Genomic DNA, 15,302 nt, shown 5'->3' with positions numbered 1-15,302 from the left:
GTAAATTTAGCCTTTTAATACTAACCGTTATATGGCATCGTCAAGATCATTTGTACTTACAGAAGACTGGGTAGTCGTCATTTTGGGACTCGCTACCATTTTTTTAGCACTTTCAGGTGTTTTTGCACCTGTACCTAATTTTTCCTGGGGTAATTCTTCCGAACTGGCCTCTACAATTTTTGATGTAGCCAACCTCAATAAGATTTTCCAGCAGTTTATATTTGTCTTTGTGACAGGTGTTTTCGGTGCACTTTTGCTCGGTAAATCTGTTAAACACCTACTGGTCGTATTTCCTGTAGTGTTTATTTTGACTGTATTCGCGTTGATATTAGCGGGCAATTCGACAGTGAAAGAATATAACCTCGAGGCTGTTATTTTCAGTTTGATTATCGGTTTGGTTATCAGCAATTGTTTTAAGTTGCCTCCATGGTTTAAGGAGGCCTTAAGTACTGAATTGTATGTCAAGATCGGATTAATTCTATTGGGTACCACCGTTATCTTTGGGGATATTCTTAAAGCGGGCTCTTTAGGGCTTATCCAAGCTTTGGCAGTTGTGTTGTCGGTGTGGTATTTCGCTTTTTGGCTCTGTAAAAAATTGAAGATAGACAAGGAGATGTCCCTGATGTTGTCCAGTGCAGTTTCTATTTGCGGTGTTTCAGCAGCTATCGCTACTTCCGGGGCCATAAAAGGTGATAGTAAAAAACTTTCTTATGTGATTTCTTTGGTGCTGATCACCGCAATTCCAATGATGATTTTTATGCCCTATATGGCGGAATGGATGGGCTTGTCGCAGGAAGTGACCGGTGCATGGCTAGGAGGTAGTATCGATACAACCGGAGCTGTTGTTGCTTCCGGTTCCCTGGTGGGGGAGGAAGCGTTAAAGATCAGTACAATTGTCAAATTCTCACAAAACGTATTGCTAGGACTAGCAGCATTTGCGATCAGCATCTATTGGACCTACGCGAAATCTGTGGATGAGGAAACGAAAAGAGATAAACCGACACTAAGGATCATCTGGGAACGCTTCCCTAAATTTGTGCTTGGGTTTGTATTTGCCTCACTATTATTTTCTTTTGTAATTTCCCCTGAAAAAATTGATGCTGTCAAGGGTAGCCTTAAAAATCTGCAGGGACTCTGGTTTACCTTAGCATTTACTTCAATCGGTCTGGAAACAAATTTCAAAGACCTTTTTGTACAAGATAATAAAAAGCCTCTTTATGCATTTTTGATTGCCCAGACCTTTAATGTTGTTGTCACCTTGTTGATTGCATTGCTGTTGTTTCGGTAATCTAACGTAAGCGTATCATACGAAATACCTTCGGAGCTAAATAATATATGTGAAAAAGTCCACCATCTTTGGTGGACTTTTTCTATTCTTGTCATTTTCATTTTGACGACCCCTTCGATTGTTTCCCGCTAAATGCCTCCAACGAAAATAGAGGGTTTATTTTATACTTAATGTCTTTGGATTGTCGGATAAGAGGAGGTTGGTCAAGGATGAGAAAGCTAAGCTAATTATAAGTGGAATATTTGTATCGAGGAGTGGTCGTGAATGACTTGTACAAGAAAAGAGATTTTTTAATATATTCTTCACGGGTTAAATCGTTGTTAATTAGTGCTTAATGCCCGTATTATGAAAAAATATTTATAAAATCTATCAAATTAGTAGTCTTTTAAAAAATATTTCTATATTTGTACTGTTATCCTGATTTACAGCGCGTCATGGAAGGGTAGCTGAAAAATGAATATACTTAATTATGGAAAGAATGAAACAAGATTACTATTTAAAAACAAGTTTACAGATCACTTCATTGGATATAGCTTTTATTACTGCTGGAAATAGTGGAAAACGAATGTGTTGTTAAAATTTCTCTCTTACACTCTCTTATATTAGAAAAGGGAAGCTGAGGCTTCCCTTTTTAAACAAAGTTTTAACAATGAAACAAGTTCTATTGGCGTTGGCACTTGTTTATTTTCACTATTAAACTGAATAAATTTATGAAAAAAAATGCTATTTTTCGAATTAGCGTCATATTTAGCTTGCTTTTAGCGGGTACTTATCAAACTTATGCGCAGGTAGAAAATCCTAAACCCATTATAAATGCTTCATTAACAGGTACTGTGGTAGATGCGGTTACAAAAGAGCCCCTGCAAGGTGTAACTGTGCAAATTGAAGCCGTTACCCACCAGGTGAAGACTGACAGCAAGGGTGTATTTCAATTTGTTACCGGGCAAAAACTCCCTTTTTCACTTATTGTATCCATTGTAGGGTATCAGACAAGACGGGTTGTCGTGGATCAGTCACCTGCTGTGATCGAGCTGACGCCACGTTTGGAAGCCTTAGATCAAGTAGTTGTGACTGCCCGTAGGCGCAAGGAGCAATTGCAGGACGTGCCGATTCCTGTTTCTATTATCCGTGGAGCGGCATTGGAGGATGCTGGAGCTTTTAACGTCAACCGGCTGAAAGAACTTGTTCCAACGGTTCAACTGTATTCTTCCAACGCACGTAACACGACACTTAATATCCGCGGACTAGGTTCAACTTACGGTCTTACCAATGACGGTATCGACCCGGGTGTCGGATTCTATCTGGACGGCGTCTATATTGCGAGGCCGGCAGCAACTTGGTTGGATTTTATTGATATTGATCAGATCGAAGTATTGCGTGGACCGCAAGGGACACTTTTTGGTAAAAATACTACAGCCGGCGCCTTTAATATTACTTCACGTTTACCGCAATTTACACCCGAAGCCAATGTTGAAGTGAGTTATGGTAATCAGGGGTTTATTCAGGCAAAAACTTCCATCTCTGGGCCTTTGACCAAGAATCTGGCTGCCCGTGCCTCTTTTTCAGGTACACAACGGGATGGCAATCTGTTCAATGTTCATACCAATCGAAAAATCAATGATATCAATAATCTTGGATTCAGAGGACAATTGTTGTTTACACCAACGGAAAATATCAAACTTGTGCTCTCAGGTGATGTCTCTTCTCAAAAGCCTGATGGTTACGGCTGGGCAGTTGCCGGTGTTGTCAAAACCCAACGAGCTGATTACCGGCAGTTTGATGCTATTGTCAAAGATTTAGGTTATGAGCTACCTTACAAAAGTGCTTTTGAGCGTAAGATCGACCTCGATACACAATCCAAAGCGGAAAATAAACTGGGCGGTGTTGCCCTGAATGCTGATATTAAGATTGGTGAAGGTACATTGACATCTACCTCTGCCTGGCGAAAATGGACGTGGGTGCCACTCAATGACCGGGATTATTTAGGTCTTCCTGTTTACACAGTTTCTGCTGGTAATTCGGTACATAACCAATGGTCGCAAGAGTTCAGGTATTCTGGCAAAATCAGTGAGAAAATCAGTGGAGTTGTTGGTTTATTTGGCTTGTGGCAGGACCTAGGTACTGATCCTGTACATACTGAGGAAACAGGGGGCGCATTCTGGCGTTTCCAGAAAAATTCGACGAGTCCCCTATGGGAGACCCCGGGCTTATTTGACAATTTCGGTATTAAAACCGTTTACGGGATCAAAAGTACAAGCTTAGCCGCTTATACACAGATTGACTGGGAAGTGACCTCTAAACTTCATATCTTACCAGGGCTACGTTACAATTACGACAAAAAGAAAGCAAATTATGATAGACAGACCTATGGTGGGCTACAGACATCCGATCCAGCGCTGTTGGCTCTCAAAAATGGGGTCTATACCAACCAGACTTTTGATGTGAATGCGGATGCAGATAATTTTTCGGGACAGCTTTCTGCGAAATACCGTTTCAACCCTAAGATCAACGCTTATGCTACCTATTCCATCAGCTATAAGCCAGTTGGCATTAATGTTGGCGGATTGCCGACTGCAAATGGTACGGTGCTGCTGGATCTAGCAGAAGTGAAACCAGAAGCAGTTCGCCACAAGGAGTTGGGTGTGAAAACTAACCCAACGCGCAATTCGATCCTTAACTTATCCGTTTACCAGACGGACATCAAAGATTATCAAACCCAGGTACAGACGCCTGAACCAGGAGTAAATCGCGGCTACTTGGCCAATGCTGAGAAAGTACGCGTCAAAGGTGTGGAACTCGACGGTAATATTAATATTGGACACTTTCTGCGTCTCAATGCTGCACTGGCCTATACCGATGCGAAATACGTGAAATTTACAAATGCACCAGTTCCGCTGGAAGAAGTTGGTGGGCAACAGGCATTCAAGGATATTTCAGGCGGAGTGCTTCCGGGGGTATCCAAATGGTCTTGGTCTTTGGGCGAAGAAATCAATCAGAGTGGTAAACTGATCGGTATCAATGGGTCCTACTTTTTGGGGGCAGATCTTTTCCATCGTTCCAAATTCTCTTCAAGTTCATCTCCGTCAAAATATTTGAATATAGATGCTTATACGTTGCTGAATGCGCGTTTAGGCTTTAGGGGATCGAATGGTGTTACAGTTTTTGTGTGGAGCCGGAATCTAACAAACAAAGATTATTATGAGCAGCTGCTCGCGGCCCCTGGTAGTTATGGTCAATATGCCGGAGTTGTAGCTGATCCGAGAACCTACGGCGTAACGCTGCGGTACAATTGGAAACAGGGGAATTAAATCCGTAATTCATAAATATATTTTCATTGGCCGTCTCTCATTTATTTAGGGACGGTTTTTTTGTGCCCGAAGCAAGGAATTGGTGTTAATGGGGATTTTATTGATGATAATTTGCGCCCTCTACTTGCTTTATTTATGGAAAACCGTATCTTAATTCATCATTAAGGTGAAAGATTTGCGCATGAACGAAAAAGAGCTATTACAACATTATAAAACAACAGGAGACCTGTCTGCGCTGGGGAAATTATATTCGCCTTATATGTCCCTGCTTTATGGTGTGTGCTTCAAGTATTTGCAAGATCCCGATCGTAGCCAGGATGCGGTTATGCAGATTTTTGAAGAGCTCATTCAGAAGCTGCGTCATTACGAAGTTGACAATTTTAAAAGTTGGTTGCACGTATACAGTAAGAATTATTGTTTGATGCAATTGCGTAAAGATAAACGGACGACACAGGTAGATATTGAAGACAATTTGTTTGAAAGTGAACAAAAACTCAATACCAGTGAGGAGGCAAAATGGGAAGAAAGGGATTTTGAGCGATTAGAAGGTTGTATGGAAATCTTAAACCAGGAACAGAAAGAATGTGTACGTTTGTTTTATCTCGAACAAAAGTGCTACAAAGATATTGCAGATTTAACAGGATATGACCTGAATAAAGTAAAGAGTGCTATCCAGAATGGGAAGCGCAATTTGAAGATCTGTATGGAAAGGAAAGAAAATGGAAAATAATTATCAATTATCGCGAATTCATAATTACATCCATGGCTTGATGAGTAAAGAAGAAATGTTTCAACTGGAAAAAGAAGCGTTAGAAGACCCTTTTTTACAGGATGCCATTGATGGGTATCGATTGCAGAATGGTGTGGATGCGAGGCAGTTAAGTTTGTTGCAGCAAAGACTTAACCGTCGGGTCGAGAATACAATCGCGACAAGACATGCACAGTACTATACTTGGCAGCGTTTGGCCATAGGCGCAGCGGCAGGAGTTTTGTTTGTCGTTTTATTAGCGCTTCTATATTTTAAACATTTCAATGGTAAGGCTGAGCGGACAACAGATGTCACATTGAGTGAACCAGAAAATAGGCTGGCTATTGAGCCACTGTTGGACGGGGGGGATGCTACACCGCTTGGCGGATGGAAAGCCTATGAGCAATATTTAAATGATCAGGTAAAGGATGCTGGAAAAGGGGGAGAGATTATTGTTAATTTCACGATTGGTAAAGGCGGATTGCCAGAACAGATTCGCGCGGAAGGAACCCCTGAGCAAGCGCTTGTCGACGAGGCTATACGGCTTCTTCAGTCTGGCGGTAAATGGCAAGGAACAAAAGGTCGTCTCAAGGTTTCTTTTCCTCAGAAGGAGTTGAAAAATTCCATCCAGTCGAATATCATCAAACCGCCACATTGTTTTGGGATAGAAAAGAAGGATAGTCAATAGTAGGCTATCCTCCTTTCTTTTGTTGGTTATGTTATAATAAATGAAGGCACTGAAACCTCTTGGTGGATAAGATCGGGAAGAACCGGTCATCCTTAAGATAAATCCAGTAACCGGTTGCGCATCAGTAAGCTCGAACCAATTAAACCGGCCTCTTCTCCCAGTGTTGAAATTTTAAAAGAGGTGTCTGTATTGACTAGATTTAACGAGAACTTGTTGATCGAGGAAAGAATTGGTAGTAAGATAATAGATTCCGTTGTCGCTATTTTCCCCCCGAGAATTACAAGTTCTGGGTTAAATAGGTTCAATAGGATCGCAATTCCTTTTCCAATTTTTTCACCTGCTTTTGATAGTAATTCTATCGCTAAAATATCATCGTTTTTAGCTGCGCTTATAATGTGCTGTAATTTAATATCATCAATTGTATTGACTTTTTCAGTAATGGATGAAGAAATTCCTGCTGATAATGCTTCTTTCATTTGCTGTGTTAACGCAACACCAGAAGCTTCTGTTTCCAAACATCCTTTTTTTCCGCAATGACAGATAATATCATTATTTAAAAAAGGCATATGGCCAAATTCTCCCGCAAAACCTGATTTGCCTGAATAAAGAGCACCGTTGATAATAATACCCATTCCAATACCATCATCCAGGTTGATAAAAAGGATATTCTTTTCGTTTTCAACCACACCTTTCGCGTATTCTCCGAAAGCCATTGCTCTGGTGTCGTTTTCAACATAACCCGGTACACCAAAACGTTGGGTTAATACATCTCGAAGTGGGGTTTCATGAAAATTAAAATAACTGTAACTATTTCCTGTAATATGGTCTACCCTACCAGTAATGTTTAATCCTATACTAACAATCTTATGTCTGTCATTAGCGTGTTTTTCAATAAAAGTATCGATATGGTTGCAGAGCAACTCGAAACAAGCTGGGGTATTTTGTAAATAAAAAGTAATATCCCGTTCAATATGAACAACCTCTTCAACGAAATTCACGATCGCAATATTAATATTATGCCGATTCACTTCCACAGATAGGAAATAAGCGCAATTGGGATTTAAACCATAGATATTCGGTTTTCTCCCTACGCCATTGAGTATCTTCCCATGGTCGATCACCAGACCCTCTGTGATCAATTCGTTGATGGTCTCATTGATCTTTGGAATGCTTGTCTTGGTTGCCTGAGATAATTCCGCAATGGTGCCTCGATTTTGAATAATCAGAAATGATAATATATCCCTTTTTAGCAATGATGTCTTATATAAAACAGCATTATTGGTAATCAAATCTGACTTTAGCGGAGAGAAAATATCAATAATTGATTTCATTCTGCACATGTTATTTTTACAATTATAGTAATTAATCTATAGATATGCTATAATTAATATTCGTATTGCTGTAAAACGGACTAATATGTTTTATATTTTTTTAACAAAAGTGTTTTTATTAAAATATTTTAATAAAAACACTTTTGTTAATTCTTTTTTTTATTAATTTGCCTTTCGTATAACAGGCCTTACTAACCTTGCCTGTTGTGATGGATATAGACGAATTATAAATTATTATGGAAAAATATATCAATATTTATCAGGAATACTTGTTGAACAATGTGGTGCCGTTTTGGCTTAAACATTCGCCTGATACTGTATACGGTGGTTTTTTTACCTGTTTGTTGCGTGATGGGCAGGTATTTGACACCGATAAATTTGTGTGGCTTCAGGCGCGTGAAATATGGACTTTTGCGATGTTGTATAATGAAGTTTCACCCAAAAATGAATGGCTAGAGATGGCGGTACAAGGCGGGGAGTTTTTGATAGAACACGGACGTAATCCTTTGGGTCATTGGTATTTTTCCCTGCAACGTGATGGAAAGGCATTGACTGAGGCCTATAGTATCTTTTCAGATTGCTTTGCTGCGATGGCATTTGCGCAGCTCCATAGAGCGACGGATATTGATGCTTACGCAGATATTGCTACCTCAACATTTAATCACATCTTAGAACGAAAAGATAATCCCAAAGGACGGTTTTCCAAAGGGGTAGCTGGAACCCGTGATTTAAAAGGGTTTGCACTACCGATGATTTTATGCAATCTGGTGCTCGAAATAGAGCATCTATTGCCAAAGGAGGTTGTGGAGAAAGTTTTGGTGGAGGGTGTCACCGAGGTAATGGATATATTTTATCAGAAGGATTTAAAGCTCATTTTGGAGAATGTTTCACTGGAAGGTTCATTTATAGACTGTTTTGAAGGGCGACTTGTGAATCCGGGGCATGGGCTGGAAGCAATGTGGTTTGTCATGGATATTGCCCGCCGATGGCAAGATAAGGTACTTATTGATAAGTGTGTTGAGATCAGTTTAGATATATTGGAATATGGCTGGGATGCGGAACATGGGGGAATTTTCTATTTTCGTGATATCAAAAATTTTCCACCTCAGCAATTGGAATGGGATCAGAAGCTTTGGTGGGTACATTTAGAAGCATTAGTGGCTGTTTTTAAAGGCTACGAACTTAGTAGGGAGCCACGTTGTCTGGAATGGGCGGAGCGGTTGCATCTTTACATTTGGGATCATTTTGTTGATAAAGAATATGGCGAAATGTTTGGTTATCTTCAGCGAAACGGGGATCCATTGTCATATGCAAAAGGAGGAAAATGGAAAGGTTTTTTTCATGTGCCACGTGCACTTTTTCAACTATGGAAAACAGCCGAACGGATCCAGATGAATAAAGAATATCTATAAGAAATAGCCCGCTAACCAATTTATACTATTTATGAATAACCAACGATTATACCTAGGGGCCCTGACCTGTTTAGGTGTCCTTTACTTTATGATGGGATTTGTTACTGTATTGAATGATACATTAGTCCCCTATTTCAAACAGGGCTTTCATTTGAATTATGCGCAATCCTCATTGGTGCAATTTTACTTTTACCTAACCTACGGATTAGTATCCATTCCTGCTGGGAAGATGCTAATGCGTATCGGCTATAAAAAAGGGATGATTGTTGGATTTTTTTTAGCTTCTGTTGGTGCAATGCTTTTTTTTCCTTCGGCCTTGCTCCATGAATATCATTTGTTTTTGTGTGCATTATTTGTTTTGGCAATAGGGGTTGTGCTATTGCAGGTGTCAGCAAATCCATACATCACAGCTTTGGGAGCGCCAGAAACGTCTGCGGCTAGATTGACGCTGATCCAGGGCGTCGGCTCGCTCGGTACGACATTGGCACCATTGTTTGGTGCGCATTTTATCCTGTCGAAAATTGAAGGAGCGGTCGATTCATCACAGGCTCTTGTTGTTCCTTACCTAATGATCGCTCTCGTGCTTCTGGTTATAGCCTTTGTAATATGGAGGCTTAGGCTTCCCGAGGCTCAAACTAAGGTGGGGCGGACCAGGCTTTCGTTGGGGGATACTTTACGGCTGTATCCAAAACTTAAATTCGGTGTATTGGCATTGTTTCTTTATGTGGGTGCTGAAGTTGCCATCGGAACATTTCTAACAAATTATACAGCGGATAGATTAGGTGTGTCGGAGTCCAGTGCAAACTATTTTGTCTCCTATTATTGGGGCGGAATGTTAATTGGAAGACTGGTAGGAGCATTTTATCTCCGTTATATTCAGGTCTCTAAACTGCTGATGATATTATCTGGACTTGGGTGTATTGCTGTGCTTTTCTCGATTTCGACTGCTGGATTATGGTCAGTCTTGCTTCTCGTAGGTTGTGGGTTCTATAACTCTGTGATGTTTGCTTCAATTTTTAGTCTGTCAATTGATGGAATGGGTGAAAATGCTAGGCAGGCGTCTGGTATTTTGTCAACAGCAATTACTGGTGGGGCCATAGTTACCTATCTCCAAGGGAATCTCAAGGATAGTTTAGGCTGGGAAGCAGCCTTTTTTATATCTGCGTTATGTTATCTGGGGATTTTCATTTATGCACGATTTGTCCATAAATACCAGTCAAAGTAGATTTTATTGATAAATTATTTTGTTTCACTCCTTTCTTATTTTAATAAAATACTTTGTTTTCTTTTTAATTTTTAAAAAAAATTAAAAAATACTTGATTGTTTAAAAAATATATCTTTTATTTGAGTAATAAAACCAATTATGCTTTTTCTAGGCAAACCGTTATGTATATGAACAAACCTGAAACAAATCAAACTGAAAAAGTTCTTTTTCAATACTTTGTGAAAACTGTTTGGGTATTGCTGTTCGTGATGTGGATAAGTGCTGTATGGGGACAAGGCAATCTCATCACGATCAAAGGGACGGTTAAAGACGGATCCAAAACACTGGCCGGGGTCAGTGTGAAGGTTAAGGAGAAAAATACTGTCGCCACGCAAACAAATACCAATGGCCGTTACAGTATTTCCGCACCAGCCAACGGACATTTAGTTTTTACCATTGTGGGGTATGAGAGTAAGGAAGTTGCGATCAATGGTGACGCAGAAATTAATGTTACACTCGAAATGAGTAGTGGACAACTGGATGAGGTGGCAGTGGTTGCATTTGGTAAGCAACGTAAATCAACGATGGTTGGGGCTGTTACAACGATAAATCCGAAGGAACTCAAGGGACCTACAAGTAACCTGACCACCATGTTGGCCGGACGTGTAGCCGGCATGATCGCCTATCAGCGTAGCGGTGAGCCGGGTAGAGATAATGCTGATTTTTATATCCGGGGGGTTGGTACCTATGGTACGGGTAAAAAAGATCCCTTGATCTTAATCAACGGTATTGAGTCTAGCCCTTATGAATTTGCACGTATTCAACCCGATGATATTGCTTCTTTTTCGATTTTGAAAGACGCTTCGGCGGCGGCTTTGTTTGGGGCGCGAGGAGCCAACGGCGTGGTGTTGGTAACAACTAAGCAAGGTCATGATGGAAAGACCAAATTTAACGTGCGTTACGAATCTTCTCTGTCTTCCAATTCCCGCAATTTCAAGTTCGCTGATAACATTACCTATATGGAAATGGCCAATGAGGCAAAGTTAACCAGAAAGCCCCAGGATGTTCCAGCCTATTCCGCAGAGAAAATCGAGCGAACGAGATTGGGTATGGATCCTTTTCTATATCCAAGCAATGATTGGATGGATTTAATGGTGAAAGATAATACATTGAACAGCCGTTTGAACTTTAATATTGGCGGCGGGGGAGCCAAAGCCGATTATTATGTGTCGGGTACAGCTAATGTAGATAACGGAATATTTAACACCTTGGAACTGAATGGGTTTAATACGAATGTAAAAGCACGGACTTTTGGACTTCTATCAGATTTTAGTTTGAGGTTTACTCCTTCTACACGGGCAAAGTTCCGTCTGAGCGGTAACTTTAGCGATTATAACGGACCTGTTTCAGGAGGTGGTGAGGTGTTCAAAGCTATTTTAAAATCGAACCCCGTTATGTTCCCCGCTATATTCGATGCGAGCTATGATCCATTGAAAAAACATCCCTTATTTGGAAATGCGAAAACACCGAGTAATGGGTTATATTTTAATCCCTATGCTTCTATGCTGTCTGGTTACGAAACGAATAGTTCAGCCTATATGTTGGCTCAGATCGAGTTGAATCAAGACTTTAATTTTCTCTTGCCTGGGTTAACAGCACGTATCATGGGATACACCAAACGTAGATCGTATTTTGCTAAAGCGAGACAAAATAGTCCTTTTTATTATTCAGCTATTATTGATCCCAATGAAGGCTTCCGTGGTCTCCGGTTATTAAACGAAGGCGAGGGAAGGGAGTATCTTGATTATAAAGAATGGGGAAAAGATATCAATAGTTACAATTGGTTGGAGGCAGCGGTCAACTACAACAAGGTAGTGAATGAGAAGCACGATTTTGGTGCCATGTTGGTTGGCTATATGAGTGATTATGTCACTGGAAATGCCGGAAGTTTAATGGCATCGCTGCCTAAGCGAAATATGAGCTTGTCCGGACGGTTTACTTATGGTTATGACAGCCGTTATTTAATGGAGTTTAATTTTGGTTATAATGGTTCTGAACGCTTCCATGAGAAAAACCGCTTTGGATTTTTCCCTTCCATAGGGGTGGCGTGGAACTTGAGTGAGGAACCGTTTTTAAAAGATTTTAAAGGATCTGGTGGTAGGATTAAACTGCGTGGCTCTTATGGCCTTGTGGGAAATGATCAGATCGGGTATGATACGGATCGCTTTTATTATATGTCGGATGTCAATATGAACAACGGAGACAGGGGATATACATTTGGGCAAAACTTTAGTGAAAGTAAATCCGGAATCAGTGTTAACCGCTATGCCAGCTATGACATTAGTTGGGAAAAGGCTTATAAAACCAATGTGGGGTTAGAGCTGGGGCTGTTTAAAAGTTTTAGTCTGGAACTGGACCTATTTAAGGAGCACCGTACCAATATTCTGCAGCCCCGGGCACATATTCCGCTTACAATGGGCCTGTCTTCTACGCCACAGGCAAATCTGGCTGAGGTAAGAAGTCGAGGGCTTGATGCGACATTGGATTATACCCGATCTTTTATGAACAATAGTTTCCTAACCGTGAAGGGAACCTTTACCTATGCGACCAATAAAATTACACAATTTGAAGAAACAGATTACCCCACAGGTGTACATCGCTCAATCATAGGTAATTCGACTTCCCAAACATTTGGCTATGTGGCGGAGCGCTATTTCGTGGATGATCTCGAAGTTGCCAATTCACCAAAACAGTTTTGGTATACGAATTATCGTGCAGGAGATTTAAAATATCACGATATCAATGGGGATGGGCGGATTTCAGATATGGATATGGTGCCTTTAGGTTATCCAACTGTACCGGAGATTATTTATGGCTTAAGTTTTACTTACGGTTACAAGGGTTTTGATATTAGTGCTTTAGCACAAGGGTCCGCACGATCTTCTTTCTTTATTAGTGCAGGGGCTATCGCACCGTTTCTAGGTTCATCGACACAGAATGGCTTATTGCAGTCCATTGTGGATAGTCACTGGTCGGAGAGTAATCCAGATCTGTATGCATTCTATCCTCGATTGTCGCTTGATGGGGTTGAGAACAATTACCATACTTCCAGTTGGTGGATGAGAAATGGGGCTTTTGTACGTTTAAAAACCTTAGAATTGGGATACAATTTGCCTTCAAAACTATTGGATCGCTACCGGGTCTCTAATCTGCGTGTGTATGCCAATGGAATGAATCTTTGGGCTTGGAGTAAGTTTAAACTTTGGGACGTGGAAATGGGAGGAAATGGCTTAGGTTATCCGGTGCAGCGTGTGTTCAATTTAGGAGTCCAACTAGGTTTTTAAAACGAAGTTAATCGAAATAGAGATGAAAAAAAATATTTTTAAAACAAGGAGATATTTGGCTTTTAGGAAGCGGATTGCTTTTTGGGCGGTTGGTTTGTCTATGCCCCTGCTTTTAAATAGTTGCTTTAAGGATTATTTGGATATTATGCCCGATAATGTCGCAACAATTGAGCATGCCTTTGCCAATAAATATGAGGGAGAACGCTATTTGTACACCTGCTATTCCTGGCTGCCTCCAATCGATGGTCAGAGCATTTATTTTTTTGGTGCAGATGATGTGTGGACCTGGAGTTTCAACCATGAAAGCTACCAATGGCCATGGCAGATTGCATTAGGCATGCAAAATGTCGATAACCCTAACGTGAATGCTTGGAATGGTGATCGTTCGGGATTTGATTTTTTTAAAGCGATCCGGGATTGCAATGTTTTTATTGAAAACACTTCTAATCCGACGATCATGTTGGATTTAGACCCACAAATGCGCAAACGCTGGGTAGCCGAGGCAAAGTTCTTGAAAGCCTATTATCATTTTTTCTTGTTTAAAATGTATGGACCGATTCCGATTGTTGACACGAATTTCCCAATGGATGTAGATCTAGAGACCGTAAAGGTAAAACGTGAGTCTGTGGATAAAGTAATCGGTTATATTACAGCATTGATTGATGAGGCTGCTCCTGATCTACCAGTTTCTATTGACAAGATGGCCACCGAAGCAGGGCGCGTGACCAGGGTAGCAGCATTGATGCTGAAAGCAAGGGCATTAACTACAGCCGCCAGCCCACTCTTTAATGGTAACCCAGATTATGCCGGATTTAAAGATAAGGAAGGACAGTCATTATTCCCGACTGTCTATGATGCAAACAAATGGAAATTGGCAGCTGATGCCTGTTCAGAGGCGATTGATATCGCCGCGGGTGTAAAGCTACATAAATTCAATCCCGGTCTATTTGAGATGAGTGCGGAGACATTAAAGCAGATGCATATACGATCGGCGATTACCGAAAAGTGGAACAGCGAGTTGATCTGGGGTAGGTCCGGAAAGGTCAATAGCCGCGGCATCCAGGAAAAGGCAGCCATCGATGAGATGGATCCACAATTTGGGAAACAGACCTATGCGGGTTCGTATTTTTCTGTCACCCTAAATATGGTCGAACGTTTTTATACCGAGAATGGGGTGCCTATTGACGAAGACAAGACTTGGGATTATGCAGGTCGTTTTGAACTAAGAACCCCAATAGACAAAGATAAGTACCGGCTGGAAGTAGGTTATAAGACAGCAGCCATTAATTTTGATAGAGAACCGAGATTTTATGGCAGTTTAGGCTTTGATGGTGGTCTGTGGTTGCAATCATCAAATAAAAGCGATAAAACGCCATGGAAGATACATGGAAAGCTTGGGCAACCTCAGGCCAAGCAAAGAGATATGTATTATAATGAGACTGGTTATTGGATTAAAAAATTTGTGGGCTGGATATTTACGCCAACGAGTCAATCGTTTACAACGGAAAATTACCCTTGGCCCGAGATGCGTCTAGCTGATCTCTATCTGCTCTATGCCGAATGTCTGAACGAAATCGGTAATGGAAATGATGCGATTTATTACTTAGATCTCATCCGCGAACGCTCAGGGTTGAAAGGAGTGAAAGAATCCTGGACAAATTATTCTACCCGTCCGAATAAGTTTGCGTCTAAAGATGGCTTACGTGAAATTATCCATCAAGAACGGGAGATTGAATTGGCATTTGAAGGTTCCCGCCTCTGGGATCTGCGCCGTTGGAAAAAAGCAGAATTGTTCCAGAATCGTCCTGTCAAAGGCTGGAGTATCATGCAAAAGACAGATATCGAATATTATCAGGCCCGTACCTTGCACCTCCAGCAGTTTATCGCACCTAGAGATTATCTATGGCCTATTCAGACCAGTGAGTTGCTGAAAAATAAGAATCTCGTACAAAATCCCGGTTGGTAATCACATAAAAGT

The 15,302-nt window shown here is 40.9% G+C and carries 9 protein-coding genes; 8 read left to right on the top strand and 1 reads right to left on the bottom strand.

The genetic code is table 11. The features are described 5' to 3' along the window. Window positions 1-31 precede the first annotated feature (31 nt). From ABDW32_RS10515 to ABDW32_RS10500, 4 genes are all read left to right on the top strand, one after another. Window positions 32-1,288 (top strand): putative sulfate exporter family transporter, encoded by a 1,257-nt coding sequence (locus ABDW32_RS10515; protein ID WP_343562133.1) that lies wholly within the window; start codon window positions 32-34, stop codon window positions 1,286-1,288. A gap of 710 nt (window positions 1,289-1,998) precedes the next feature. Then, on the top strand, window positions 1,999-4,596 hold the full coding sequence (locus ABDW32_RS10510) for a TonB-dependent receptor (protein ID WP_343562131.1): 2,598 nt from the start codon (window positions 1,999-2,001) through the stop codon (window positions 4,594-4,596). Between the two features lie 181 nt (window positions 4,597-4,777). Beyond that, on the top strand, window positions 4,778-5,326 hold the full coding sequence (locus ABDW32_RS10505) for a sigma-70 family RNA polymerase sigma factor (RefSeq protein ID WP_343562129.1): 549 nt from the start codon (window positions 4,778-4,780) through the stop codon (window positions 5,324-5,326). A 40-nt stretch (window positions 5,327-5,366) separates the two neighbouring features. After that, window positions 5,367-6,032, top strand: a complete 666-nt coding sequence (locus ABDW32_RS10500) for a hypothetical protein (RefSeq protein WP_343562127.1) — start codon at window positions 5,367-5,369, stop codon at window positions 6,030-6,032. Between the two features lie 92 nt (window positions 6,033-6,124). Here the strand turns inward: ABDW32_RS10500 and ABDW32_RS10495 are convergent, their stop codons facing one another. Further along, the gene (locus tag ABDW32_RS10495; RefSeq protein WP_343562125.1) at window positions 6,125-7,363 is read right to left on the bottom strand and encodes an ROK family protein; all 1,239 of its coding nucleotides are present in this window, start codon (window positions 7,361-7,363) and stop codon (window positions 6,125-6,127) included. A gap of 236 nt (window positions 7,364-7,599) precedes the next feature. Here ABDW32_RS10495 and ABDW32_RS10490 point away from each other — a divergent pair, with 236 nt between their 5' ends. The 4 genes from ABDW32_RS10490 to ABDW32_RS10475 all read left to right on the top strand — a co-directional run bounded on the left by ABDW32_RS10490 (window position 7,600) and on the right by ABDW32_RS10475 (window position 15,290). Next, entirely contained in the window at window positions 7,600-8,775 is a 1,176-nt protein-coding gene (locus tag ABDW32_RS10490) for an AGE family epimerase/isomerase (RefSeq protein ID WP_343562123.1), read from the top strand. A gap of 31 nt (window positions 8,776-8,806) precedes the next feature. Next, complete coding sequence (locus ABDW32_RS10485) at window positions 8,807-10,000, top strand: sugar MFS transporter (RefSeq protein ID WP_343562121.1); 1,194 nt, start codon at window positions 8,807-8,809, stop codon at window positions 9,998-10,000. Between the two features lie 168 nt (window positions 10,001-10,168). Further along, window positions 10,169-13,324: a TonB-dependent receptor gene (locus ABDW32_RS10480; protein WP_343562119.1), complete on the top strand. Its 3,156-nt coding sequence runs from the start codon at window positions 10,169-10,171 to the stop codon at window positions 13,322-13,324. A 22-nt stretch (window positions 13,325-13,346) separates the two neighbouring features. After that, window positions 13,347-15,290: a RagB/SusD family nutrient uptake outer membrane protein gene (locus ABDW32_RS10475; RefSeq protein ID WP_343562117.1), complete on the top strand. Its 1,944-nt coding sequence runs from the start codon at window positions 13,347-13,349 to the stop codon at window positions 15,288-15,290. Window positions 15,291-15,302: the final 12 nt, after the last annotated feature.

This window comes from Sphingobacterium sp., assembly GCF_039596235.1.
Lineage (GTDB): Bacteria > Bacteroidota > Bacteroidia > Sphingobacteriales > Sphingobacteriaceae > Sphingobacterium.
This window is presented reverse-complemented; position numbering and strand designations above follow the sequence as displayed.

Bases quoted from the DNA above. Each gene is read 5' to 3' on its own strand.
- ABDW32_RS10490 (WP_343562123.1), top strand. From the start codon at position 7,600: ATGGAAAAATATATCAATATTTATCAGGAATACTTGTTGAACAATGTG.
- ABDW32_RS10515 (WP_343562133.1), top strand. From the start codon at position 32: ATGGCATCGTCAAGATCATTTGTACTTACAGAAGACTGGGTAGTCGTC.
- ABDW32_RS10500 (WP_343562127.1), top strand. From the start codon at position 5,367: ATGAGTAAAGAAGAAATGTTTCAACTGGAAAAAGAAGCGTTAGAAGAC.
- ABDW32_RS10505 (WP_343562129.1), top strand. From the start codon at position 4,778: ATGAACGAAAAAGAGCTATTACAACATTATAAAACAACAGGAGACCTG.
- ABDW32_RS10495 (WP_343562125.1), bottom strand. From the start codon at position 7,363: ATGAAATCAATTATTGATATTTTCTCTCCGCTAAAGTCAGATTTGATT.
- ABDW32_RS10480 (WP_343562119.1), top strand. From the start codon at position 10,169: ATGAACAAACCTGAAACAAATCAAACTGAAAAAGTTCTTTTTCAATAC.
- ABDW32_RS10475 (WP_343562117.1), top strand. From the start codon at position 13,347: ATGAAAAAAAATATTTTTAAAACAAGGAGATATTTGGCTTTTAGGAAG.
- ABDW32_RS10510 (WP_343562131.1), top strand. From the start codon at position 1,999: ATGAAAAAAAATGCTATTTTTCGAATTAGCGTCATATTTAGCTTGCTT.
- ABDW32_RS10485 (WP_343562121.1), top strand. From the start codon at position 8,807: ATGAATAACCAACGATTATACCTAGGGGCCCTGACCTGTTTAGGTGTC.